This is a genomic window from Streptomyces sp. NPDC002564, from assembly GCF_042889645.1.
Taxonomy (GTDB): domain Bacteria; phylum Actinomycetota; class Actinomycetes; order Streptomycetales; family Streptomycetaceae; genus Streptomyces.
This window is the reverse complement of sequence record NZ_JBIARE010000001.1, coordinates 156,004-180,849: the sequence shown is the minus strand read 5'-3', so window position 1 is coordinate 180,849 and position 24,846 is coordinate 156,004. Positions and strand designations below refer to the sequence as shown.

Below are 24,846 nucleotides of genomic sequence, written 5' to 3'. Positions count from 1 at the left end.
CCGTCGTGGCGGCTGCTGCGAGGCTCACGCGTCTCCCTCCGGTGCGGGCCGGGGTGCGGACTCGGCCGCGGGCTCGGTCGCGTGCCCGGCTGCGGGCTCGGCGGTCGCCTGGGCCGCGGCCAGCTTCTCGGCGGCCTTGCGGGCGGCGGCGAGCTCCTTCGGCTCCTCGGCGCCGGGGTCCAGAGCGGGCGGGGCCGGGACGGTCCACATCCACTCGCGGAGCTTGTCGCGCTCGTGGGTGAGCTCGTGGATGTCGGTCTCGGCGTACTCGAACTCCGGGGACCAGAAGAGCGCGTCGAACGGGCAGACCTCGATGCAGATGCCGCAGTACATGCAGAGGGCGAAGTCGATGGCGAAGCGGTCGAGGACGTTGCGGCTGCGCTCGCGGCCGCCGGGGGCGGCGGGCGGCACCGTCTCCTTGTGGGAGTCGATGTAGATGCACCAGTCCGGGCACTCGCGGGCGCACAGCATGCAGACCGTGCAGTTCTCCTCGAACAGGCCGATGACGCCGCGGGTGCGCGGGGGCAGTTCGGGCTGGTGCTCCGGGTACTGCTCGGTGACGGTCTTCTTCGTCATCGTGCGGAGGGTGACGGCGAGGCCCTTGGCGAGGCCTGACCCGGGGACGGGGGGCATCAGTTGATCGCCACCTTCACGATTCCGGTGAGCGCGATCTGCGCGAGGGCGAGGGGCACGAGGAGGGTCCAGGCGAGCCGCTGGAGCTGGTCCTCGCGCAGGCGGGGGTAGGACACCCGCAGCCAGATGACGACGAAGGCGAGGACGGCCGTCTTCAGCAGGGTCCAGACCCAGCCGAGGCCGTCGGCGCCCCACGGGCCGTGCCAGCCGCCCAGGAACAGGACGGTGGTCAGGCCGCACAGGACGACGATCCCGGCGTACTCGGCGAGGAGGAACAGGGCGAAGCGCAGGCCCGTGTACTCGGTGTACGCGCCGAAGATGATCTCGGAGTCGGCGACCGGCATGTCGAAGGGCGGGCGCTGCAGTTCGGCGAGGCCGGCGACGAAGAAGACCAGGGCGCCGACGATCTGCCAGGGCAGCCACCACCACTCGAAGGCGTCGACGATGCCGGGCAGCGAGACCGTGCCCGCGGCCATCGCGACCGAGGCGGCGGCGAGCAGCATCGGCAGTTCGTAGGCGAGGAGCTGGGCGGCGGTGCGCAGGCCGCCGAGGAGGGAGAACTTGTTGGCGCTGGCCCAGCCCGCCATGAGCGAGCCGAGGACGCCGATGCCCATCACCGCGAGCACGAAGAAGATGCCCGCGTCGACGACCTCGCCGACGGCGCCCTCGCCGGGGCCCACGGGGATCGCGACGAGCACCAGGAGGTAGGGCAGCAGGGCGATCGCGGGGGCCAGTTGGAAGACGCGGCGGTCGGCCTCGGCCGGGACGACGTCTTCCTTCTGGGCGAACTTCACGCCGTCGGCGACGAGCTGGGCCCAGCCGTGGAAACCGCCCGCGTGCATGGGGCCGAGGCGGCCCTGCATGTGGGCCATCACCTTGTGCTCGGTCTGGCCGATGACCAGGGGCAGGACCAGGAACACCGCGAAGACGATGACGAGGCGCAGGGCGACGTCGAGGGCGTCGTTCACTCGGTGCCTCCTGTGCGGTCGCCGTTCTTGGGGGGCTCGGGGTTCTCGGGGTTCTTGGGGGTGCCGGGGTTTCCGGGGTGGTCAGGGTTCTCGGGGTGGTCAGGGTTCTCGGGCGGCGCCGGGTCGGACGGCTCCGACGCCCCGGACGGCTCCGACGGCTCGGGGGCCGCGCCGGGTTCGGGCCGCGGGGTGCGGGCGGTGTCGTCGAACGCCGGGCGGGCGTGGTGCCACGGGGCGTCGGAGCTGCGCGGGGCGGGGGACGGCGCGGACCCGGCCTTCGCCCCGGGCTCGGCCGCCTGACCCGTGCCGGGCTCGACCGCCTGACCCGTGCCGGGCTCGGCCGCCTGACCCGTGGCAGACGCGGACTTCGGCTCAGGTGCCGGCTCCGCCGCAGGCGGCGTCACCCGCTGCGAGGCCGAGCCCTGGCTCGCGCTGCGCGAGCGCCTCGGCGGCCGGGACGCCGCCTCGGATGCGCCTGACGCTCCGGACGCTCCGGACGCTCCGGGCGCCTCAGCGGACCGCCCCCGCACCTCCGAATCCGCCGCCCCGGCCGAACCCTGCCCAGCCGCACCCTGACTCGCCGCACCCTGACTCGCCGACCCCTGACTCGCCGAGCGGGTCCTGCGCGCCGGACGCTCACCCCCAGCCGCACCCGCAGCCCCAGCCGCACCGGCACCAGCACCAGCACCCGCCGCCGCACCAGCAGCCCCAGCCGCACGCCCCGCCCCCGCCGCACGCCCCGCGCCGCGCGCCGGGCGGGCCGGGGCCGCCGGGAGTGTGCCCTTCAGCGGGCCCCATTCGTTCGGGTCGGGCACGCCGGGCGGGAGCATCTGGCGGCGCTTGGGGCCGCCGTGCTCGGACTCGCCCGGCTCCTTGGCGCCCGGCCACGCCTTGGCGACCCGCGCCGCGAGGACGAAGTCCTTGCGCAGCGGGTGCCCCTCAAAGCTGTCGGGCAGGAGCAGCGGGGTCAGTCCGGGGTGGCCCTCGAACGTCACGCCGAACATCTCGTGGGTCTCGCGCTCGTGCCAGGCCGCGCCCGCGTAGACGCCGACCGCGGAGGCGAGCACCGGGGCGTCGTGCGCGACCGTGGTGCGCAGCAGCAGCCGGCGTACCGGCGCGAGGGCCACCAGGTGGGCGGCGACGCGGAAGCCGGTGCCCGGTTCGTCGACGGCGCTCAGCCAGTCGAAATAGGTGCAGGCCAGCGTCGTGCGGGCGGTTTCGAGGGCGGTGATCCACGCGGCGGGCGGGACGTCGACGGTCAGGACGTCGTACGACTCCTCGGCCGTGGCCTGCGCGCCGAAGAGCTCCTCGACGGGGCTCGGCAGCCAGCCGGTCATGTCCGGGCCTCCCCCGTCGGCGCGGCAGGACCCTGGACCAGGCCGCTGCGGAGCGCCGCCGTGGAGGGGCGGCCCGCGGTCCCGTACCGCTCCCCCAGCGACTCCCGGGCGATCTTGTCCTGGAGCTTGAGGATGCCCTGGAGCAGTGCCTCGGGGCGCGGCGGGCAGCCGGGGACGTACACGTCGACGGGGATGATCTGGTCGACGCCCTTCGTGACGGAGTACGAGTCCCAGTACGGGCCGCCGCAGTTGGAGCAGGCGCCGAAGGAGATGACGTACTTCGGCTCGGGCATCTGCTCGTACAGGCGCTTCACTGCGGGCGCCATCTTGTCCGTGACCGTGCCGGACACGACCATCAGGTCGGCCTGGCGCGGCCCCGGCGCGAACGGGATGACGCCGAGCCGGATGAAGTCGTGGCGTGCCATGGACGCGGCGATGAACTCGATGGCGCAGCAGGCGAGGCCGAAGTTGAAGACCCAGAGCGAGTAGCGGCGGCCCCAGTTGAGGACCACCTTCATCGGTTCGGGTGCGAGGCGGGAGAGCGCGCCGAGCCGCTTCGGCTCGGGGAGCGGCACGGCCCGCCCGTTCGTCCCGGCGGGCTTGTCGGAGGAGGCGGCGGGGGTCACGTCCACGTCAGGACGCCCTTCTTGTATGCGTATAGCAGGCCCACGGCGAGGAAGCCGAGGAAGATGAACATCTCCACGAGCGTCGTCGCGCCGTAGCCGGGCGCGGCGAAGATCGTCGCCCAGGGGAAGAGGAAGATCGAGTCGACGGCGAAGATCACGTAGAGGAACGCGTAGACGTAGTAGCGGACCTGGGTGTGGGCCCAGCCCTCGCCGACGGGGTCGACGCCGCACTCGTACGTCAGGAGTTTCTCCGGGGTCGGCACCACCGGGCGCAGCAGCCGCCCCGCGCCGAAGGCCACGGCGACGAACAGCACGCCCACGACGGCGAGCAGTCCGACGACGGAGTACGACTGGTAGTAGCTCGCCGCGACGTTCGTCACGTGCACGTCAGTCCCTCACTCCCTGACCGTCCTTGACCCTGACCCTTTTCGACGATCTGTACGCACGGGAGTCTAGGGCCTGCTAAAGCCCCGGTAAGCAGAGCGTCACGCATCGGCCGGGCCACGGCGACGGGCTCCGGCCGCGGACCGCCGGGGCGGTGAGGGCCCTCACCGGGGTGACGGGTGGGGTTATCCCCCCGCCGGTCCGGCGGGCGCCCTCATGGCGCCGCGGCGCCGGGCCGGGCACGCTGGCCCGTATGACCGCACGCACCCTGCCGCCGCACGACGACCGGCCGCCGCCCGCCCGCTTCGCGTACGACCCGCACACCTGGCGGGAGATCGCCCATCTGCTGGCGAACCTGCCGGCCGGGCTCGTCGGCTTCGTCTACGCGGTGACCACGCTGTCCCTGGGCGTCGGCCTGACGGTGACGGTCGTCGGTCTGCCGCTGCTCGCCCTGGCGCTGGGCGGCGCGCGGCTGTTCGGCCGGTTCGAGCGGGGGCGGGCCAGGAGGCTGCTGGGCGTGCACGTCGAGGAGCCGAGCGCGCTGCGGCCCCGGCCCGGCCAGGGGCTGCTCGGCCGGGTGTGGTCGGGCCTGCGGGATCCGGTGGGCTGGCGGACCATGCTGTACGCGTTCATCCGGCTGCCCTGGGGCGTGCTGACCTTCGCGGTGACGCTGGTGGGGCTCGTCGTGCTCTGGCCGGTGCTGCCCTTCGTCGTGCGCGGCCTGACCAACGCCGACCGGATGATGGTGCGCGGACTGCTCTCGCCCTCCGACGAGTTGGAGCGGCGCATCGCCGAACTGGAGTCGGACCGGGGCGTGGTGGTGGACACCGCGGCCGCCGATCTGCGCCGCATCGAGCGCGACCTGCACGACGGCGCGCAGGCCCGCCTCGTCGCCCTCGCCATGGGCCTCGGCCTCGCCAAGGAGAAGCTCCTGGAGGACCCGGACGCGGCGGCCTCGATGGTCGACGAGGCGCACGGCGAGGTGAAGCTGGCCCTCCAGGAGCTGCGCGACCTGGCCCGGGGCATCCACCCGGCCGTCCTCACCGACCGCGGCCTGAGCGCGGCGCTCTCCTCCGTGGCCGCCCGCTGCACGGTGCCGGTGCAGGTGACCGCCGAGCTGAAGGAGCGCCCGGCGGCGGCCATCGAGGGCATCGCGTACTTCACGGTCTCCGAGCTGCTGCAGAACATCAGCAAGCACAGCGGGGCCCGGTCGGCGCGCGTCGAGGTGTGGCGGGCGGACGAGCGGCTGCTGATCCAGGTGTGGGACGACGGGCGCGGCGGGGCGCGGCTCGACGGCGGCACGGGCATGGCGGGGCTCGCGGACCGGCTCGGCGCGGTGGACGGCCTCTTCGTGATCGATTCGCCGGAGGGCGGGCCCACGACGGTCACGGCGGAGCTGCCGTGGCGGGACCGCGCGGCGGACGGCGTGTCCGGTACCCGTCCCGCGGCCCGGAGGTAGGGAAAACCCCCCGTCCGAGACGCCGACGTGCTCCATGGTCGCGCGGCGCCGCGGCGGCGATTCTTGAAGCACGGCGACCGGAGCACCCGGCGGCCGGAGCACCGGACGACCGGGCGAACCCGCAGGACACCGACACGGAGCCGGGCGCCCCGGCAGGACACCGACGCAGAAACGGACGGCAGCGATGGCCACGGAGTACGGACAGGGGTACGCGCACGGCGAGCGGCCGGGTTTCCGGGGGCACGACGACGCCGGGGGGCGGCGCCACCGGCTGCCCGCCGCGCTGCGGGCGCCGGTCGAGGGCCGCGCCTGGCGGGAGTTCGGCTACACCGTGCTGAGTCTGCCGATCGGCATCACGTCCTTCGTCTTCGCCGTCACGATGCTCTCGCTCGGCGCCGGCCTGCTGATCACCTTCATCGGTGTCCCGGTGCTCGCGGGCGGCCTCGCGGGCTGCCGCGGCATCGGCGCCCTGGAGCGGACGCGGGCGCGCGCCCTGCTCGGCCTGGACGTCGCGGCGCCGGAGCCGCTGCGGCCGCGGGGCGGCGGCTTCATGGCGCTGATGGGCGCCACCCTCAAGAGCGGCGCGTCCTGGCGGCACGTCCTCTACTCGCTGCTGATGCTGCCGTGGTCGGTCTTCTCGTTCACCGTCGCGGTCGTCTTCTGGTCGTACGGCTGGCTGATGCTGACCTATCCGCTGTGGTTCTGGCTCTTCCCGATGTACGGCGGGCAGGACGGCATCCAGCTCTACGGCGACGACGGCCACCGCATCTACCTCGACAACCCCTTCGAGATCGGCGTCACCGCGGCGACCGGGCTGCTGATCACGCTGGCCACGCCGTGGATCCTGCGGGCCCTGACGACCGTGGACCGCCTGCTGGTGTCCGGGCTGCTCGGCCCCTCGCGCCTGGCGACCCGGGTCGTCGAGCTGGAGTCGGACCGGGGCGTGGTGGTGGACACCGCGGCCGCCGATCTGCGCCGCATCGAGCGCGACCTGCACGACGGCGCGCAGGCCCGCCTCGTCGCCCTCGCCATGGACCTGGGCCTGGCCAAGGAGAAGCTGACCGAGGACCCCGAGGCCGCCGCGCGCATGGTCGACGAGGCGCACGGCGAGGTGAAGGTCGCCCTGCAGGAGCTGCGCGACCTGGCCCGGGGCATCCACCCCGCCGTCCTCACCGACCGCGGCCTGAGCGCGGCGCTCTCCTCCGTGGCCGCCCGCTGCACGGTGCCGGTCCAGGTGGAGGTGGACCTGACGAGCCGCCCGGCGGCGGCCATCGAGGGCATCGCGTACTTCACGGTCTCCGAGCTGCTGCAGAACATCAGCAAGCACAGCGGGGCCCGGTCGGCGGGCGTCGACGTCTGGCGGGCCGAGGACCGGCTCATGCTCCAGGTCACCGACGACGGCCGGGGCGGCGCGGACGTCTCGGCGGGCTCGGGCCTCGCGGGCCTCGCGGACCGGCTGGGCGCGGTCGACGGCATCCTGGTCGTCGACTCCCCGGCGGGCGGCCCGACGACGATCACCGCCGAACTGCCGTGGCGCAAGGCCTGACCTGCCCCTTGCCCCTCCCCCTGCCGGCCGGCGCCCCGCGCCCCGCCCCTGGTTCGTACGCCGAGCCGGGGGCGGGGCGCTGTGCGGGCGCGCACCGGTCCGGCGGCCGTGCCGGTGGGCCGCCCCGGATCGCGCGATACTGAGGTGCCGCGTGTGCGGCCGGTCCCGGCCGCCGCCGGACCGATGCGGGCCGCAGAGCGCGTGCGGGGGACCGAAATGTGCCGGGGGGCCGAACAGTGGAGGACAACGTGCGGGTGGTCATCGCCGAGGACTCGGTGCTGCTGCGGGAGGGCCTGACCCGGCTGCTGACCGACCGCGGGCACGACGTGGTCGCCGGGGTGGGGGACGCGGACGCGCTGATCAAGACGATCACCGAGCTCGCCGCGCAGGACAGCCTGCCGGACGTGGTCGTCGCCGACGTGCGGATGCCGCCGACGCACACCGACGAGGGGGTGCGGGCCGCCGTGTACCTGCGCCACCAGCACCCGGACCTGGGGGTCCTGGTCCTTTCGCAGTACGTGGAGGAGCAGTACGCGACCGAGCTGCTGGCCGGGTCGAGCCGGGGTGTGGGCTATCTGCTCAAGGACCGGGTCGCCGAGGTGCGGGAGTTCGTCGACGCGGTGGTGCGGGTCGCCGAGGGCGGCACGGCGCTGGACCCGGAGGTCGTGGCGCAGCTCCTGGGGCGCAGCCGCAAACAGGACGTCCTCGCGGGGCTTACTCCGCGCGAACGCGAGGTACTCGGCCTGATGGCCGAAGGACGGACGAACTCCGCGGTGGCCCGGCAGCTCGTGGTGAGCGACGGGGCCGTCGAGAAGCACGTGAGCAACATCTTCCTGAAGCTCGGCCTGTCCCAGAGTGACGGGGATCACCGCCGCGTCCTGGCGGTCCTCACCTATCTGAACTCGTGAACAACTGACACCCTGTCAGATATCCGTGGCGTCGACGGGCCGCCACGGAGCGTCACATGCGAGCGGAAGTCGAGCGGGAGTAAGCCCTAGAACCAAAGGATGAGCCGAGGGCGTCTCTAATGAAGGGCCGGGGGGCGAGGCAAAACATGACAGACCAGTGCATCACGGTGTCCCGGAAGTCCATCCAGAATGCGCGCAACCCCGGGAAGGCGACCCTTACAGACGTAGGGTGGACCTTGGGAGCGCCGGTCGTCCCGGCGATTCCGCACAGTCGCCTCGAGGGAGGTCCAGTTCAGTGACCAGCCAGGTCAGTAGCCAAACCGAGCACGCCGACGGGGCCGTCGTCGGAGAACAGCGCAAGCCCGCAGGTGACAAGGATGTGCGCCGCCTGGACCGGGTGATCATCCGCTTCGCGGGTGACTCCGGCGACGGAATGCAGCTCACGGGTGACCGGTTCACCTCCGAGACGGCGTCCTTCGGCAACGACCTGTCGACGCTGCCGAACTTCCCCGCCGAGATCCGCGCCCCGGCCGGAACCCTGCCCGGCGTCTCCTCCTTTCAGTTGCACTTCGCCGACCACGACATCCTGACGCCGGGCGACGCCCCGAACGTCCTGGTGGCGATGAACCCCGCGGCCCTGAAGGCGAACATCGGGGACGTGCCCCGCGGCGCCGAGGTCATCGTCAACACCGACGAGTTCTCCAAGCGCGCCATGCAGAAGGTCGGTTACGGCACCTCCCCGCTGGAGGACGGCTCCCTGGACGGCTACAGCGTGCACCCCGTGCCGCTGACCACGCTGACCGTGGAGGCCCTGAAGGACTTCGACCTCTCCCGCAAGGACGCGGGCCGCTCGAAGAACATGTTCGCGCTCGGCCTGCTCTCGTGGATGTACCACCGGCCGACCGAGGGAACCGAGAAGTTCCTGCGGACCAAGTTCGCCAAGCGCCCGGAGATCGCCGAGGCGAACATCGCAGCCTTCCACGCCGGGTGGAACTTCGGCGAGACCACCGAGGACTTCGCGGTCTCCTACGAAGTCGCCCCCGCCGCCCAGGCGTTCGCGACCGGCACCTACCGCAACATCTCGGGGAACCTCGCCCTGTCGTACGGCCTGATCGCGGCGGGCCGCCAGGCGGACCTGCCGCTCTACCTGGGCAGCTACCCGATCACCCCGGCCTCGGACATCCTGCACGAGCTGTCCCGGCACAAGAACTTCGGCGTGCGCACCTTCCAGGCCGAGGACGAGATCGCGGGCATCGGCGCGGCGCTGGGCGCGGCCTTCGGCGGGTCCCTCGCGGTGACGACGACCTCCGGGCCCGGCGTGGCGCTCAAGTCGGAGACCATCGGCCTCGCCGTCAGCCTGGAACTGCCGCTGCTGATCGTGGACATCCAGCGCGGCGGCCCCAGCACGGGCCTGCCGACCAAGACGGAGCAGGCCGACCTGCTGCAGGCGATGTACGGGCGCAACGGCGAGGCACCGGTGCCGATCGTGGCGCCGCGCACCCCGGCGGACTGTTTCGACGCGGCCCTGGAGGCGGCCCGGATCGCGCTGACGTACCGCACCCCGGTCTTCCTGCTCTCCGACGGCTACCTGGCCAACGGCTCGGAGCCCTGGCGCATCCCCGAGGTCGACGAGCTGCCGGACCTGCGCGTGCAGTTCACCGCCAGCCCCAACCACACCGAGGCCGACGGCACCGAGGTGTTCTGGCCCTACAAGCGCGATCCGCAGACGCTGGCCCGCCCGTGGGCGATCCCGGGCACGCCGGGCCTGGAGCACCGCATCGGCGGCATCGAGAAGCAGGACGGCACGGGCAACATCTCCTACGACCCGGCCAACCACGACTTCATGGTCCGCACCCGGCAGGCCAAGGTGGACGGCATCGAGGTGCCCGAGCTGGAGGTCGACGACGCCGGCGGGGACGCCGACACGCTCGTCCTCGGCTGGGGGTCGACGTACGGGCCGATCACGGCGGCCGTCCGCCGCCTGCGCACCGCGGGCGAGTCCATCGCGCAGGCCCATCTGCGCCACCTCAACCCGTTCCCGCGGAATCTGGGCGAGGTCCTCGCGCGCTACGACAAGGTGGTGATCCCCGAGATGAACCTCGGTCAGCTCGCCACCCTGATCCGGGCCCGGTATCTGGTGGACGCCGTCTCCTACAACCAGGTCAACGGCATGCCGTTCAAGGCCGAGCAGCTCGCCACGGCTCTCAAGGAGGCCATCGATGGCTGACATGAAGACGGCCGGGCCGGAAGGGACCGGGAGCACGCTCGAAGCGCTTTCCCTGGTGCCCAAGGCCGAGGCCCAGCAGTCCATGAAGGACTTCAAGTCCGACCAGGAGGTGCGCTGGTGCCCCGGCTGCGGCGACTACGCCGTGCTGGCCGCCGTGCAGGGCTTCATGCCCGAGCTGGGCCTGGCGAAGGAGAACATCGTCTTCGTCTCGGGCATCGGCTGCTCCTCGCGCTTCCCGTACTACATGAACACGTACGGGATGCACTCCATCCACGGCCGCGCCCCGGCCATCGCCACCGGCCTCGCCTCCTCGCGGCGGGACCTGAGCGTGTGGGTGGTCACCGGGGACGGCGACGCGCTGTCCATCGGCGGCAACCACCTCATCCACGCCCTGCGGCGCAACGTGAACCTGAAGATCCTGCTGTTCAACAACCGGATCTACGGCCTCACCAAGGGGCAGTACAGCCCGACCTCCGAGGTCGGCAAGATCACCAAGTCGACGCCGATGGGCTCCCTGGACGCGCCCTTCAACCCGGTCTCGCTGGCCATCGGCGCCGAGGCGTCGTTCGTGGCCCGCACGGTGGACTCGGACCGCAAGCACCTCACGCAGGTGCTCCGCGAGGCCGCCGCGCACCCCGGCACCGCACTGGTGGAGATCTACCAGAACTGCAACATCTTCAACGACGGCGCCTTCGAGGTCCTCAAGGACAAGCAGCAGGCCGAGGAGGCGGTGATCCGCCTGGAGCACGGGCAGCCGATCCGCTTCGGCGTCGACGGGGCCAAGGGCGTCGTCCGCGACGCCTCGACGGGCGACCTGAAGGTCGTCGACGTCGCCGGGAACGAGAGCGCCATCCTGGTCCACGACGCGCACTCCACGTCGCCGACCACGGCCTTCGCGCTCTCCCGGCTCGCCGACCCGGACACCCTGCACCACACCCCGATCGGCGTCTTCCGCAGCGTGGAGCGCCCGGTCTACGACACGCTCATGGCCGACCAGCTGGACAGCGCCATCGAGCAGAACGGCAAGGGCGACCTCGCGTCGCTGCTCGCGGGCGGCGACACCTGGACGGTCGTCGGCTAGTTCCGCCGCCAACCGCTTCCGCAAGCCCGGTCCTGATCCGTCAGGACCGGGCTTCGTCGTAGACCAGGCGGGCCTTCTCGACGTCCGCCATGCGCTGCTCCGTCCAGGCCGCGAGCGTCCTGACCTGCGCGGCGGCCTCGCGCCCGAGGTCCGTGAGGGAGTAGTCGACGCGGGGCGGGATGACCGGCTTGGCGTCGCGGTGCACCAGGCCGTCGCGCTCCAGCGTCTGCAGCGTCTGGGTCAGCGACTTCTCGCTGACGCGGCTGGTCTCGCCGATGGCGCGGCGCAGCTCGCTGAAGCGGTACGAGCGCTCTTCGAGCGCGATCAGGATCAGCACGCCCCAGCGGCTGGTGACGTGTTCGAGGACCAGGCGGTAGGGGCACATCTCCTCGCCGCCGCGTTTCCCGTTGCTTACCGGCATGCCAGTACCTTACTTCAAGGTGGGTACTTACGAAAAGTTAGCGCAGCGCCTAGGGTGGGTGCCATACCGCGTAAGCATCCCCAAAAGGAGCATTTCGTCATGAGCATCGTCGTCACCGGCGCCACCGGACACCTCGGCCGTCTCGTCATCGAGGGGCTGCTCGCCGCGCGGGTCCCCGCGGCGGACATCGCCGCCGTCGTACGCGACAAGGCGAAGGCCGCGGACCTCGCCGAGCGCGGCGTCGAGCTGCGCGTCGCCGACTACGACGCCCCCGAGACCCTGGACGGCGTCTTCGCCGCGGGCGACCGGGTCCTGCTGATCTCCGGCAGCGAGGTCGGCCGGCGCGTGCCGCAGCACCGCGCGGTGATCGACGCCGCCCGTGCGGCGGGCGTCGCGCTCCTCGCGTACACCGGCATCCTCGGCGGCCCCGACGCGGACTTCGAGCTGGCGGCCGAGCACAAGGTGACCGAGCGGCTGATCCTCGACTCCGGGCTGCCGCACACCTTCCTGCGCAACGGCTGGTACCACGAGAACTACACCGAGCACCTCGCCCCCGTCCTCGAGCACGGCGCGGTCGTCGCCTCCGCGGGCAGCGGCCGGGTCGCCTCCGCCGCGCGCGCCGACTACGCCGCGGCGGCCGTCGCCGTCCTGACCGGCGAGGGCCACGAGGGCCGGGTCTACGAACTGAGCGGCGACGTGGCGTGGAGCTTCGCCGAGTACGCCGCCGAGGTCGCGGCGCGGAGCGGCAGGCCGGTCTCGTACGCGGACGTGCCCGCCGAGCAGCACCTCGCCGTGCTGACCGGGGCGGGGGTGCCGGAGCCGATGGCCGCGGTGCTCGTCGACGTCGACGCGGCGATCGCGCGGGGGCGGCTCGCGGGGACCGGCGGGGATCTGGCGCGGCTGATCGGGCGGCCGACCACGACGATCGGCGACGCGGTGTCCGCGGCGCTGCGCGGCTGACGCCCCGCTGCGGGGGCGCCCCGGCGGGGGCCGGACCGGTGCCCGCCGGACCCGCGGTCTCACGTCATGAGCGTCTTGTGCATACGGGCATGACAGGCGGGGGCGTTCGGCGCTACCTTCTGTGCGGCAGCGCGGTGCTGCCGCGCATGGAGGAGGGGCCGTGGACGGCGGAGCTGCCGGGAAGACAAGAAGCGAGCAGCGCATCGGGCTGCTGAACGGCTTCGCGGCCTACGGGATGTGGGGCCTGGTCCCGCTCTTCTGGCCGCTGCTCAAACCGGCCGGCGCCATCGAGATCCTCGCCCACCGCATGACCTGGTCCCTCGTGGTGGTCGGCATCGCCCTGCTCTGCGTACGGCGCTGGGACTGGGCGCGCGAGCTGCTGCGCCAGCCCCGCAGGCTCGGCCTGGTGGTGGTCGCCGCGGCGGTCATCACCGTCAACTGGGGCGTCTACATCTGGTCGGTGAACTCCGGCCACGTCGTCGAGGCGTCCCTCGGCTACTTCATCAATCCGCTGGTCACCATCGCCATGGGCGTCCTGCTGCTGGGCGAGCGGCTGCGGCCCGTGCAGTGGGCGGCGGTCGGCATCGGCCTCGGCGCGGTGCTCGTGCTCGCCTTCGGGTACGGCAGGCCGCCGTGGATCTCGCTCGTCCTCGCCTTCTCCTTCGCCACGTACGGCCTGGTGAAGAAGAAGGTCAACCTCGGCGGGCTGGAGTCGCTGGCCGCCGAGACCGCCGTGCAGTTCCTGCCCGCCCTCGGCTACCTGGTGTGGCTGGCCACGCAGGGCGACATCGTGTTCGGCACGCGGGGCGCCGGGCACGCGGCGCTGCTCGCGGCCACCGGTGTGGTCACCGCCGCTCCCCTGGTCTGCTTCGGGGCCGCGGCGATCCGGGTGCCGCTCTCCACGCTGGGGCTGCTGCAGTACCTCGCCCCGGTCTTCCAGTTCGTGCTCGGCATCCTGTACTTCCACGAGGCCATGCCCGCCGAGCGGTGGGCGGGCTTCGCCCTCGTGTGGCTGGCGCTGTCCCTGCTGACCTGGGACGCGCTGCGCAACGCCCGGCGCAACGCGGCACGGCTGGCCGCCGCGCGCGACGAGCCGGTCCGCGAGGCGGCCGCGCTCGACCCGGGTGCCCCGGAGGCGACGGTCGAGGCGGTCGCCCTCGCCACCGGCACCGCCGCCGTCGGCACCGCCGCGACCGGGACCACCCCGCCGACCGCCCCGAAGGAGCCCGCCTCCTGACGGTCGGCGCGCACTCCGCCGCGCCTGGACGGAATCAGTGCGTCCGGGACCCGTAACCGATAGAACTGGTTACATGACTGCCCTGCACTGGAAGCTCGTCATCGACGCCAACGACCCGCACGCCCAGGCCGTCTTCTGGAGCGAGACGCTGCGGTACGAGGTGGAGGACAACAGCGCGCTCATCGCGCAGCTCCTCGACGCCGGGGCGGTGCCCGAGGCGGCGACCCTCGACTTCCGCGGCCGCCGCGCCTGGCGCGACCTCATCGCCGTCCGCCACCCCGACGACCCCTACGACGAGGCCAGCGGCACCGGTCTCGGCCGCCGGATCCTGTTCCAGCGCGTGCCCGAGACCAAGAGCGGCAAGAACCGCCTCCACCTCGACGTGCACACCGAGGCGGGCCGCCGCGACGACGAGGTGACCCGCCTGGAGGCACGGGGCGCGACCGTGGCGCGGCACGTCAAGGAGCCGGGCGGCGAGTGGGTGATCATGACGGACCCGGAGGGGAACGAGTTCTGCGTCCACTAGGTCGTGTCGGGCGGGTCGTCCACGTACGCCCATGCACGTCCCCGCACGTCCCTGCACGCCCACGCACGTCCAGGTATGTCCCGCGGTCGCCGCGCCCGCGCCGCACGGTATGCGGAACTCCCTTCCCGCTGTGCGGTCTTGACGCCACACGGGCCACCCGAGCACCATCAGGCAACTCCGAACTCGCACGCATCTCGCACGCGGCACACGGGCAACACCTGTGCGCCGTGCGCGCGTTCGGACTCGTATGCCAGCCATGGAACCCGGAGCCCCCCACATGAAACTCTCCGTTCCCGGACGTACCGCCGCGGCCACCCTCATGGCCGTCGCCGGACTCCTCACCACCACCGCGATATCCACCGCGGCGCCCGCCCCCGAGGCGGCCGCCGCTCCCGACATCTCCGTCGCCGCCGTCCAGGCCCACCTCGCCGACCTGCAGGGCGTCGCGGACGCCAACGGCGGCAATCGCGCGCACGGCAGCGCGGGCTACAAGGCCTCCGTCGACCACATCAAGAAGAAGCTCGACGACGCCGGATTCACCACCTCCGTCCAGGAGTTCACCGCGGGCGGCGAGACCGGCTACAACCTGGTCGCCGACTGGCCGGGCGGCGACGACGGCCAGGTCGTCATGGCGGGCGCCCACCTCGACAGCGTCTCCGACGGTCCGGGCATCAACGACAACGGATCCGGCTCGGCCGCCGTCCTGGAGATCGCGCTGACCGTCGCCCGCGAGCAGTACAAGCCCACCAAGCACCTGCGGTTCGCCTGGTGGGGCGCGGAGGAGATCGGCATGGTCGGCTCCTCGCACTACGTCGACAGCCTGTCCGCCGGTGACCGCGGGAAGATCAGCGGCTATCTGAACTTCGACATGATCGGCTCGCCGAACGCCGGGTACTTCGTCTACGACGACGACCCCGCGATCGAGAAGACCTTCAAGGACTACTACGCGGGCAAGGACATCACCACCGAGCCCGACGACGAGGGCGACGGCCGCTCCGACCACGCGCCCTTCCAGCAGGCGGGCGTGCCGGTCGGCGGGCTGTTCTCCGGCGCCGAGCGCACCAAGTCGGCGGAGCAGGCCCAGAAGTGGGGCGGCACGGCCGGCGAGGCGTTCGACGCCTGCTACCACTCGTCGTGCGACAAGGCCTCGAACATCGACGAGACCGCGCTCGACCGCAACAGCGACGCGATCGCCTACGCGGTGTGGGGGCTGTCCTCGTAGGACTGCGGGGTAGGACTGCGGGACAGCAAGACCGCAGAACCGCGAACCCACAGGACCGCAGAACCGCGAACCCACAGGACCGCAGAACCGCGCGCCCGCCCCGGACCGGGCGGGCGCACCCTGGACGGAATTGCTTGCGCGTGCATATAGTGCACGCGCAAGCAATCGCCGTGTGCAAGCGACCCCAGGGGGATCCCATGACCCGCTCGTTCCTCTTCGTCCTCGGCAGCGCCCGCCCCGGGGGAAACTCCGAGATCCTGGCCCGCAAGGCCGCCGAGCAGCTGCCCTCCGACGTCGAACAGCGCTGGCTCGACCTCGCCGACCTGCCGCTGCCGGACTTCGACGACCGGCGCCACGGCGACGCCCCCCGGGCCCGCCCCCGCCCCGTCGGCGACAACGAGGCGGTCCTCCTGGACGCCACGCTGGCGGCCACCGACATCGTCATCGTCTCGCCGCTGTACTGGTACTCGCTGTCGGCCACGGTCAAGCGCTACCTGGACCACTGGGACGGCTGGCTGGAGACGCCGGAGATCGCCTTCAAGGAGACGCTCAAGGACCGCACCCTGTGGGGCGTGACGGCGCTCGCGCACCGCGAGGAGGAGGCGGCCGACCCGCTGGTCGGCACGCTGCGCAGCACCGCCGCGTTCTTCCCGATGCGCTTCGGCGGCGTCCTGCTCGGCAACGGCACCCGGCCCGGCCATGTCCTGTCGGACACCGAGGCCCACGCCCGCGCCAAGACGTTCTTCGCGCAGGAGGCGCCGACGGCCCGGTACCCGTTCGACAGCTCCGACGCGGCCTAGGCCGCGTCCGGCGGATCAGGCCATGATGTCCTTGGCCCCGAACCGCGCCCACGCCGCCGAGCCGAACACGGCCGCGTACAGGCCCTGCATCTGCAGGTTCTTGATGATGTCGGCCCAGTAGACCGGCTCGCGCATCAGGTCGGCGAAGGACAGCCAGTAGTGCGAGAAGAAGTACGGGTGCAGGCCGTGCAGCTGCGGGATCTGGTCGAGGATCTGGACCGTGATGAGCAGGCCGACGGTCGTCGCCATCGCCGCGATGCCGCTGCTGGTGAGCGTCGACACGAAGAGGCCGAGCGCCGCCACGCCGATCAGTGACACGGCGACGACGAGCGCGATCAGCAGCGCCCGCAGCAGCCCCTCGCCGAAGCCCATCCGGGTGCCGGAGATCGTCGTGACCTCGCCCAGCGGGAAGAGCAGCGCCCCGGTCGCGAGCGCGGACACGGCGACGACCAGGGTGGCGACCAGGCAGAACGTCAGGGTGGTCGCGTACTTGACGAGCAGCAGCCGGGTCCGCCCGGCGGGCGCGACCAGCAGATAGCGCAGCGTGCCCGCGTTCGCCTCGCCCGCCACCGCGTCGCCCGCGACGACGCCGATCGCCATCGGCAGGAAGAACGGCAGGGTCGCGGCGAGCGCCGTGAACACCAGGAACAGGCCGTTGTTGGTGATCTGCGCGATGAAGGCGGGCCCGCCCTCGTCGCCGCCCCCGCCGATGGTCGAGCCGTCGCTGGTCTCGATCTTCACGGCGATGCCGACGAGGATCGGGACGGCGGCGAGCACCGCGAGCAGGGCGAGCGTCCGCCAGCGGCGGAAGGTGATCGTGAGCTCGCTGCGGAAGAGCCCGAGCGTCCAGATCCGGCGCGGCTCGCGCATTCCGCCCGCGCTCCCCGCACCGGCCCCCTCGGCGAGTTCAGCCCGCGACATCGAAGCCCTCCCCCGTCAGCGCCACGAACGCGTCCTCCAGCGAGGCCCGTTCGAGACCGAAGCCGCGCACCCGGACGCCCGCGCCGACCAGCGCGGCGTTCAGCTCGGCCAGGTCCACGTCCGGCCCGGCGCCGTCCTGGCCCGGCGGTTCGCCCGTCACCCGGTCCTCCGTCACGACGAGATCCGTCACGCCCTGCTCCTTCAGGATCCGGGCGGCCTCGCCCGGGTCCGGTGTCGTCACGACGAGCCTGCCGCGCGCGCCCGCCGCGAGCTCGGCGACCGGGCCCTGGGTGACGAGCCGGCCGCGGGTCATCACGGCCGCATGCGTGCAGACCTGCTCGATCTCGTCGAGGAGATGCGAGGAGAGGAAGACCGTCGTGCCCTCCGCCGCCAGCTCCCGCACCAGCGTGCGGATCTCGCGCATGCCCTGCGGGTCCAGGCCGTTCGTCGGCTCGTCGAGGACGAGGAGCCTGCGCGGCTGGAGCAGCGCGGCGGCGAGGCCGAGCCGCTGCTTCATGCCGAGGGAGTACGCCTTGGCCTTCTTGCCCGCGGCGGCGGTGAGGCCCACCCGGTCGAGCGCCGCCTCGGCCCGCGCCCTGCGGGTGCGCGGATCGGCGGCCGGGTCCGCGGAGTCGTACCGCAGCAGGTTGTCGCGGCCCGAGAGGAAGCCGTAGAGGGCGGGGCCCTCGATCAGCGCGCCGACGTGCGGCAGGACCGTGCGGGTGGCGCGCGGCATGGGACGGCCGAGGACCTGCGCGCGGCCCGCCGTCGGCTCGATGAGGCCCATCAGCATGCGGATGGTGGTCGTCTTGCCCGAGCCGTTCGGCCCGAGGAACCCGAAGACGCTGCCTTCGGGGACGCTGAGGTCGAGCCGGTCGACGGCGAGGTGTTTCCCGTAGCGCTTGGTGAGTGCCTGCGTCTCGATGACGTGCGTCACCGCGCCCTCCCCCGCCGAACTGCCGCTGGTGCCCGGCACGTTGCCCTCCCGTCGTGCGACGAGACGGATGGAAGGTGCCCGTCCGGCACCTTCCATCCGCCGCTCCCCTGGGTCGTCCGCTCCACGCTAGTGCGCTGCGTCGGCCGCCTTCACCAGCGCGTCCTTGGTGACCGCGCCCGCGTAGACCGTGCCGTCCTCGGTGATCAGGGCGTTGACCAGGCGGGTCGAGAAGACCGTGCCGGTGCCGAACTTCCCGCTGACCTGGTCGCCGAGCGAGTCGAGCAGCTTCTGCGCGTCCGGCGGGACGTCGCCCGAGGCGCCCGTCGGCAGGCCCTGCCCGCCGGGCAGCTTCAGCTCGGCGACCGAGCTCCAGCCCTTCCCGATGACCTTGAGGCCGTTGAGGTCGCCCTCGTCGAACTTCTTGCCGCCCTTGCCGCCCTTGCCGTGCCGGTCGGCGACGTCACGGCCCCGCTCGTCGGCCTCGGTGACCTTCGTGCCCTTGGGGGGCGTGAAGTCGAAGGTGGACGCCGACGGCTTGCCGAAGTCGACCTTGGTGAAGCCCGCGTCGACGACGGCCGCGCCGCCGGAGGACGGGGTGAGGGTGAACTTGAGCGGCGTACCGGTCTTCTCGTCGACCGCGACCGTGATCTGCCCGACCGTCGAGCCGGCCTGCTTCGGCTTGATCACCAGGCGGTACGCGTCCCGGCCCGCGACCTGCGCGGTGCCGTCGACCCGCACCGACGTGGTGCCGTCGACCGCCTTCAGGGCCTGCTCGGCGAACTCCTTCGGGGTGGCCGGCACCTCCCCCGCGAGGCCCTTGGCGCCCTTGGCGCCCTTGTCGCCCCGGTGCCCCTGCTCCCCGGAGGCGCCCCCGCCCTTCGCGTGGTAGGCCTCGTTCGACGCGCTGTCGTACGCCCACACGTCGTCGCCGTCGTGGATCAGGCTGTACTCGGAGGCGTCCTCCAGGACGGACACCTTCTGCCGGTCGGGGCCGTCGGCCGCGACGCGCAGGGTGTGCGTGCCGGACGCCAGCTCCATCAGCTTGCTCTTGGGGTCGGCGGCCGAGCCCTTGTCGCCCTCGCCCCGGTCCGCACCGCCGCCGCCTCCGCCTCCGCCGCCGAAGCCGCCCGCCATGCCGCCGATCGACGGCAGGCCCAGGTCGGTGCTGATCTTGACGTTGCCGGACAGCTGCTGGGTGTCCGACGCGGCGATCCTCTCGATGAGCTCCTGAGCGGTGACCTTCGGCAGGTCCGGGTCGCCCGAGCTGGCGAGCGCCGGGACGAGCCCGATGGTCGCCGCGGCCACCCCCGCCACCGCGACGGGGACCACGTAACGCGTCGCCTTGCGGCGGCCGACGCGCAGGTCGCCGGCCTCGCTGGTGTCCTTCTGCGGTTCGTACGGTGCCATTGTCTGCCTTACCTCCGTGGTCGGCGGCGGCCTTCCCTGCCCGTGCCCTCTTCCACCCCGTGCCGCCATTCTCACCCGAAAGGGTCAGGAGTGGTGGTTCTCTCTGGACTCCATCCGACCAAATCGGCCGACGAGAAGCGTCAGACCCCGGGCGCAACTCCGCGTACTGCCACGGGATGACACGAAGCGGCGATACCTCCCCCGTCCCGTAGGGGGTGGCACCGCCGCGCGTCGGGCCCGTCCGGCTCCGCACGCACCCGCCCCGCCACCCCTGTGACACGCGTCACAGCCGGGCCGGGCGGTTCCCGCGGGTCAGCCCGCCCGGTGCACCACGAGGTCGCAGAGCTCCACCAGGGACGCCTTGGCGTCACCCTCCGGCAGCGGCCCCAGGGCGGCCCGGGCGCTCTCCGCGTAGGAGACCGTGTCCCTGCGGGCGTGCTCCAGGGCGGGGTGGGCGCGCAGCCGGGTCAGCGCCTCGGTGTGCCGCGCGTCGTCGGTGAGGTCGGAGTCGAGCAGCTCGCACAGGGCGATGTCCTCGGCCAGGCCGAGCCGCTCGGCGCGCTCGCGCAGGCGCAGCACCGGCAGCGTGGGGATGCCCTCGCGCAGGTCGGTGCCCGGCGTCTTGCCGGACTCGTGCGAGTCGGAGGCGATGTCCAGCACGTCGTCGGCGAGCTGGAAGGCGACGCCGAGCCGCTCGCCGTACTGCGTCAGGACGTCCACGACGGTCTCGTCGGCACCCGACATCATCGCGCCGAAGCGGCAGGCCACGGCGACCAGCGAGCCGGTCTTGCCGCGCAGCACGTCCAGGTAGTGGTCGACCGGGTCGCGGCCCTCCATGGGCCCGGCGGTCTCCAGGATCTGGCCGGTGACCAGGCGCTCGAACGCCTCCGCCTGGATGCGGACGGCCTCCGGGCCGAGGTCGGCCAGGATGTAGGAGGCGCGGGCGAAGAGGAAGTCGCCGGTCAGCACGGCCACCGAATTGCCCCAGCGCTGGTTGGCGCTGGGCACGCCCCGGCGCACGTCCGCCTCGTCCATCACGTCGTCGTGGTAGAGCGTCGCGAGGTGCGTCAGCTCCACGACGACGGCGGAGGGCACGACGCGCGGCGCATAGGGGTCGCCGAACTGGGCAGCGAGCATCACGAGCAGCGGACGGAAACGCTTGCCCCCGGCACGGACGAGGTGCTGGGCGGCCTCCGTGATGAAGGGGACCTCGCTCTTGGTGGCCTCGAGCAGTCCCTCCTCGACAGCCGCCAATCCGGCCTGGACATCGGCTTCGAGAGCCTGGTCCCGCACGCTCAGCCCGAAAGGCCCGACGACGGTCACGAGAGGTTCTCCTGTCTGCTGGCGATCACATGGCCAACTCGGTCGATCACTGGATCTCCGTCGATGACACGGGTTTGTCGATGTGTCGCTGCCATCACTCAAGTCAGCGTATCCGGTCGACTTTCGATCACGGCGAGCACCTGCCCGCCCGTCGCACGTCACTGCCCGGGTCGGCACGGTACGCAAGGGTGCGTCCCGCCCGCCCGGCAGACCAGCCCGCGCGGCACACGGAGCTCACCGGTATGTTCTTGATCAGCCCATACGACTGACAAGACCGTCCTGCACCACAACCACCGTAACGACCGGGAGCAGCCCCTTTGTCCCGTACTACGGCCGAGTACGAGCCGCCCGCAGAGCCGCCCAGCGATCCCCCGCCGGGTGACGACCACGCCTTCTTCGGGCAGCCGCGCGGTCTGCTCACCCTGTCGGGCCTGGAGGTCTGGGAGCGCTTCTCGTTCCTCGGCATGCAGGCCATCCTGGTCCTCTACTTCGCCGACTCCGTCGCGAACGACGGCATGGGGATGGACGCCGGTACCGCCGCCTCGGTGTCAGCGGCGTACGGCACCCTGGTCTATCTGGTCTCCGTGGCGGGCGGCTGGCTCGCCGACCGCATCCTCGGCTCGTACCGCGCGGTGCTGTGGGGCGGCATCCTCATCGCCTGCGGGCACTACTCGATGGCCGTGCCGACGGCCACCATGACGTGGGTCGGCCTCGGCCTGATCAGCGCGGGCACCGGCCTCCTCAAGCCGAACGTCGCCTCGATGGTCGGCAAGCTCTACCGCACCGACGACGACCGGCGCGACGCCGGCTTCGCGCTGTACTACATGGGCATCAACATCGGCGCCTTCGCGGGACCGCTGATCACCGGCTGGCTCGGCGACCACAAGGGCTGGCACTGGGGCTTCTCGGCGGCCGCGATCGGCATGACCTTCGGCCTGGTCCAGTACGTCCTGGGCCGCCGTCACCTCGCCGGGCGCAAGGCGTCGGCCGAGTTCGCGCTGCCCAGGGACGCGATGCGGCGCGCGGTCGTCATGATCGTCGCGGGCGTCCTGGTGTTCGCCGCCCTCGCGGCGCTGCTCGCCGCCGTCGGCTGGCTGACCATGGACCGCTTCGTCGACGTGCTCACCGTCATCTCGGTGATCGCGCCGGTCGTCTACTTCGTGGTGATGTTCCGCAGCCCGCGGGTCAGCGGCGAGGAGCGCGGGCGCCTGAAGCCGTACGTGGTCCTCTTCCTGGCCTCGGTCGTCTTCAACTTCATCCTCTTCCAGGCCTACTCGACGATGATCCTGCTGGCCTCGACGAACGCCGAGACGTCGATCCTCGGCTTCACCTTCCCCGCCAGCTGGTACGCCTCCGCGCTCGGCGCCTTCGAGGTCGGGCTCGCCCCCGTCGTCGCCGCGGTCTGGGCCCGGATGGGCCACCGCCAGCCGCACGCCTCCAACAAGATCGCGATCGGCGTGATCCTGGGCGGTCTGTCGTTCCTGCTGATGGTCCTGCCGACCTCCGGGCACGGCGACGACACGTACAAGATGGCGGTCTGGTGGATCGTCGGCTCGTACCTGCTGCTCGGCCTCGGCGACATCCTCGTGGAGACCTCGGGCATGTCGGCGACCACGAAGCTCGCCCCGAAGGCCTTCGCCAGCCAGACCATGGCGCTGTGGTTCCTCTCCCTGGCGCTGGCCAACGGCATCCAGGCGCAGGTCGTGAAGGTGTACGGCGAGGTCTCCAACCCGGCCTACTTCGGCGTGAACGGCGCGATCGCCGTGGCCGCGGGCATCGCCGTGATCGCGCTCGCCCCGTGGCTGCGCCGCACCATGCACCCCGTCCACTGAACCCACCCCGACCACCGGAGACACCCCGGCCACCCGCGACATCCCGGCCACCGGGACGACCCCGTCCACTGAGGTTCCACTCATGCAGATCCGCGACTCCTTCCCGTACGAGACCACCCGCGAGGACATCCGCGTACCCCTCGCCGACGGGACCAAGCTCTACGCGCGCGTGTGGCGGCCCGTCACCGACGAGCCCGTCCCCGTGCTCCTGGAGTACCTGCCCTACCGGCTCAGCGACTGGACGGCGCCGCGCGACTGGCAGCGCCACCCCTGGTACGCGGGCCACGGCTACGCCTCCGTGCGCGTCGACGTGCGCGGCCACGGCAACAGCGAGGGGCTGCCCACCGACGAGTACTCGGCGCAGGAGCTCGCCGACGGCGTCGAGGTGGTGAACTGGCTGGCCGCGCAGCCGTGGTCGAGCGGCAAGGTCGGCATGTTCGGCATCTCCTGGGGCGGCTTCAACTCCCTGCAGATCGCGGCGCTGGCCCCCGAGCCGCTGAAGGCCGTCGTCACCGTCTGCTCGGCCGACGACCGCTACGACAACGACGTGCACTACATGGGCGGCTCGGTCCTCGCGGTCGACATGCACGCGTGGGCGGCGACGATGCTGGCCTTCGTGTCGCGGCCGCCGGACCCGCAGTTCGTGGGCGAGGCCTGGCGCGAGATGTGGCTGACCCGCCTCGCGGCCGTCGAGCCCTTCATCCACACCTGGCTCGACCACCAGACCCGCGACGACTACTGGCGGCACGGCAGCGTCTGCGAGGACTACTCCGCGATCGGCGCCGCCGTGCTCGCGGTGGGCGGCTGGCACGACCCGTACCGCGACACGGTGCTGCGCCTGGTGGAGCACCTGCCCGGGGACGTCCGCGGTCTGATCGGCCCCTGGTCCCACCAGTACCCGGACCGCGGCCTGCCGCCGGGCCCCGCGATCGGCTTCCTCCAGGAGACCCTGCGCTGGTGGGACCACCACCTCAAGGGCATCGACACGGGCGTCATGGCCGAGCCGAAGCTGCGCTCCTGGATCAGCGAGTCGCACCCGCCGGCCACGGTCTACCCCGAGCTGCCCGGCGGCTGGGTCGGCGACCCGTCCTGGCCGTCGCCGAACGTCACCCCCCTCTCGTACGCGCTGCGGGGCACCCCGGTCGTCGTCGACTCCCCGCAGCACACCGGCCTGGACGCGGGCCGCTTCTTCCCGTTCGGCAACGACGCCGACCTGCCGCCGGACCAGCGGGACGAGGACGCGAAGTCGGCGTGCTTCGAGTTCGAGGTGCCCGCGCAGGTGCGGGTCCTCGGGCGCCCCAAGGTGACCCTGCGGCTGCGCATGGACGTGCCCTACGGCCAGGCCATCGCCCGTGTCTGCGACATCGCGCCGGACGGCTCGTCCACGCTCGTCACCCGGGGCGTGCTCAACCTCTCCGCCCGCAACGGCAGGGACCGCGCCGACGCCTGGCCGCTCGGCGCCACCGAGGACGTGACCTTCGAGCTCAACGGCATCGGCCACACCTTCCCGCCCGGCCACCGCATCCGCCTCGCCGTCTCCTCCGCCTACTGGCCCTGGATCTGGCCGCAGGCCGACTCGGTGGGCTTCACCCTGGAGCCGGTGGGCAGCTCCCTCGAACTGCCGGTGCGCGAGGGCGACCTGGACCCCTCGATCACCTTCGGCCCGCCCGAGCAGTCGGAGCCGATGGGCGTGGTGTACCCGGCGACCCTGGACGAGCAGCGGCCCGAGCGCCTCGTCGTCCGTGACGTCGCCAAGGGCGAGTGGCGCCTGGAGGTCGACCCGCGCTACGGCGGCACGCGGGTGTACCCCGACGGCCTGGAGTTCACCGAGGACGCCGTCGAGACGTACACGATCCAGGAGGACGACCCGCTGAGCGCCCACACCCGCTCGGACTGGACGATCCGGCTGCACCGGCCCGAACTGGGCTGGGACGTCTCGGTCCAGACGCGCTCGGAGATCACCTGCGACGCGGCGGACTTCATCACCTCGAACGAGGTGGTGTGCCGGGACAGCGGCGAGGTCGTCTTCCACCGGACCTGGGAGAAGCGGATCCGGCGGACGGCGGGCTAAGGGGCGAGCGGGCCGGCGGG

22 protein-coding genes are annotated in these 24,846 nt (G+C 72.4%); 12 read left to right on the top strand and 10 right to left on the bottom strand.

The genetic code is table 11. The features are described from left to right. Positions 1-24 precede the first annotated feature (24 nt). Genes ACFYXE_RS00870 through ACFYXE_RS00850 form a run of 5 tightly spaced genes read right to left on the bottom strand, consistent with a single transcriptional unit; the run spans position 25 to position 3,950 of the window. Positions 25-633: a NuoI/complex I 23 kDa subunit family protein gene (locus tag ACFYXE_RS00870; protein ID WP_389307719.1), complete on the bottom strand. Its 609-nt coding sequence runs from the start codon at positions 631-633 to the stop codon at positions 25-27. Then, positions 633-1,601, bottom strand: coding sequence for a complex I subunit 1 family protein (locus ACFYXE_RS00865; RefSeq protein WP_361165061.1), 969 nt, complete (start codon positions 1,599-1,601; stop codon positions 633-635). Before ACFYXE_RS00865 ends, ACFYXE_RS00870 begins: the two co-directional genes overlap by 1 nt. Then, a complete protein-coding gene (locus ACFYXE_RS00860; protein ID WP_389307717.1) occupies positions 1,598-2,938 on the bottom strand; it encodes an NADH-quinone oxidoreductase subunit C in 1,341 nt (446 codons plus the stop codon). The genes ACFYXE_RS00865 and ACFYXE_RS00860 overlap by 4 nt, the downstream gene beginning before the upstream one ends. Beyond that, on the bottom strand, positions 2,935-3,570 hold the full coding sequence (locus tag ACFYXE_RS00855) for an NADH-quinone oxidoreductase subunit B (RefSeq protein ID WP_389307715.1): 636 nt from the start codon (positions 3,568-3,570) through the stop codon (positions 2,935-2,937). Before ACFYXE_RS00855 ends, ACFYXE_RS00860 begins: the two co-directional genes overlap by 4 nt. Then, positions 3,561-3,950, bottom strand: coding sequence for an NADH-quinone oxidoreductase subunit A (locus ACFYXE_RS00850; protein WP_150171008.1), 390 nt, complete (start codon positions 3,948-3,950; stop codon positions 3,561-3,563). The genes ACFYXE_RS00855 and ACFYXE_RS00850 overlap by 10 nt, the downstream gene beginning before the upstream one ends. A 251-nt stretch (positions 3,951-4,201) precedes the next feature. Between ACFYXE_RS00850 and ACFYXE_RS00845 the strand changes: the two genes are divergently transcribed. From ACFYXE_RS00845 to ACFYXE_RS00825, 5 genes are all read left to right on the top strand, one after another. Next, complete coding sequence (locus tag ACFYXE_RS00845; protein WP_361165068.1) at positions 4,202-5,407, top strand: sensor domain-containing protein; 1,206 nt, start codon at positions 4,202-4,204, stop codon at positions 5,405-5,407. A gap of 184 nt (positions 5,408-5,591) precedes the next feature. Beyond that, a complete protein-coding gene (locus ACFYXE_RS00840; RefSeq protein ID WP_389307712.1) occupies positions 5,592-6,953 on the top strand; it encodes a sensor histidine kinase in 1,362 nt (453 codons plus the stop codon). Positions 6,954-7,201: 248 nt separating this feature from the next. Beyond that, a complete protein-coding gene (locus ACFYXE_RS00835; RefSeq protein WP_361165127.1) occupies positions 7,202-7,861 on the top strand; it encodes a response regulator transcription factor in 660 nt (219 codons plus the stop codon). A gap of 295 nt (positions 7,862-8,156) precedes the next feature. Continuing rightward, positions 8,157-10,088, top strand: coding sequence for a 2-oxoacid:acceptor oxidoreductase subunit alpha (locus ACFYXE_RS00830; protein ID WP_361165074.1), 1,932 nt, complete (start codon positions 8,157-8,159; stop codon positions 10,086-10,088). 1 nt (position 10,089) lies between these two features. Then, on the top strand, positions 10,090-11,169 hold the full coding sequence (locus tag ACFYXE_RS00825) for a 2-oxoacid:ferredoxin oxidoreductase subunit beta (RefSeq protein WP_389309430.1): 1,080 nt from the start codon (positions 10,090-10,092) through the stop codon (positions 11,167-11,169). 40 nt (positions 11,170-11,209) lie between these two features. Here the strand turns inward: ACFYXE_RS00825 and ACFYXE_RS00820 are convergent, their stop codons facing one another. Further along, positions 11,210-11,590, bottom strand: coding sequence for a helix-turn-helix domain-containing protein (locus ACFYXE_RS00820; protein ID WP_361165080.1), 381 nt, complete (start codon positions 11,588-11,590; stop codon positions 11,210-11,212). A 99-nt stretch (positions 11,591-11,689) separates the two neighbouring features. Here ACFYXE_RS00820 and ACFYXE_RS00815 point away from each other — a divergent pair, with 99 nt between their 5' ends. The 5 genes from ACFYXE_RS00815 (at position 11,690) to ACFYXE_RS00795 (ending at position 16,335) form a co-directional block, all read left to right on the top strand. Next, positions 11,690-12,550, top strand: a complete 861-nt coding sequence (locus ACFYXE_RS00815; RefSeq protein ID WP_389307709.1) for an SDR family oxidoreductase — start codon at positions 11,690-11,692, stop codon at positions 12,548-12,550. Positions 12,551-12,785: 235 nt separating this feature from the next. Further along, positions 12,786-13,787, top strand: a complete 1,002-nt coding sequence (rarD, locus tag ACFYXE_RS00810; RefSeq protein WP_389309428.1) for an EamA family transporter RarD — start codon at positions 12,786-12,788, stop codon at positions 13,785-13,787. 73 nt (positions 13,788-13,860) lie between these two features. After that, a complete protein-coding gene (locus tag ACFYXE_RS00805; protein WP_389307707.1) occupies positions 13,861-14,313 on the top strand; it encodes a VOC family protein in 453 nt (150 codons plus the stop codon). A gap of 277 nt (positions 14,314-14,590) precedes the next feature. Beyond that, a complete protein-coding gene (locus tag ACFYXE_RS00800) occupies positions 14,591-15,535 on the top strand; it encodes a M28 family metallopeptidase (RefSeq protein ID WP_389307705.1) in 945 nt (314 codons plus the stop codon). 197 nt (positions 15,536-15,732) lie between these two features. Beyond that, a complete protein-coding gene (locus ACFYXE_RS00795; protein ID WP_389307703.1) occupies positions 15,733-16,335 on the top strand; it encodes a flavodoxin family protein in 603 nt (200 codons plus the stop codon). A gap of 15 nt (positions 16,336-16,350) precedes the next feature. On the opposite strand, the gene ACFYXE_RS00790 is transcribed toward ACFYXE_RS00795, so the two are convergent. From ACFYXE_RS00790 to ACFYXE_RS00775, 4 genes are all read right to left on the bottom strand, one after another. Continuing rightward, on the bottom strand, positions 16,351-17,256 hold the full coding sequence (locus ACFYXE_RS00790; protein WP_361165094.1) for an ABC transporter permease: 906 nt from the start codon (positions 17,254-17,256) through the stop codon (positions 16,351-16,353). After that, positions 17,243-18,232, bottom strand: coding sequence for an ABC transporter ATP-binding protein (locus ACFYXE_RS00785; RefSeq protein ID WP_389307698.1), 990 nt, complete (start codon positions 18,230-18,232; stop codon positions 17,243-17,245). Before ACFYXE_RS00785 ends, ACFYXE_RS00790 begins: the two co-directional genes overlap by 14 nt. A gap of 87 nt (positions 18,233-18,319) precedes the next feature. Beyond that, the gene (locus ACFYXE_RS00780; RefSeq protein ID WP_389307696.1) at positions 18,320-19,600 is read right to left on the bottom strand and encodes an outer membrane lipoprotein carrier protein LolA; all 1,281 of its coding nucleotides are present in this window, start codon (positions 19,598-19,600) and stop codon (positions 18,320-18,322) included. A 312-nt stretch (positions 19,601-19,912) separates the two neighbouring features. Continuing rightward, complete coding sequence (locus tag ACFYXE_RS00775) at positions 19,913-20,923, bottom strand: polyprenyl synthetase family protein (RefSeq protein WP_361165103.1); 1,011 nt, start codon at positions 20,921-20,923, stop codon at positions 19,913-19,915. 317 nt (positions 20,924-21,240) lie between these two features. Here ACFYXE_RS00775 and ACFYXE_RS00770 point away from each other — a divergent pair, with 317 nt between their 5' ends. Together ACFYXE_RS00770 and ACFYXE_RS00765 are read left to right on the top strand one after the other, a co-directional pair. Then, positions 21,241-22,755 carry a peptide MFS transporter gene (locus ACFYXE_RS00770; protein ID WP_361165106.1) on the top strand — a complete coding sequence of 505 codons (1,515 nt, stop codon included), beginning with the start codon at positions 21,241-21,243 and terminating at the stop codon, positions 22,753-22,755. A gap of 82 nt (positions 22,756-22,837) precedes the next feature. Continuing rightward, complete coding sequence (locus ACFYXE_RS00765; protein WP_389307693.1) at positions 22,838-24,826, top strand: CocE/NonD family hydrolase; 1,989 nt, start codon at positions 22,838-22,840, stop codon at positions 24,824-24,826. Positions 24,827-24,846: the final 20 nt, after the last annotated feature.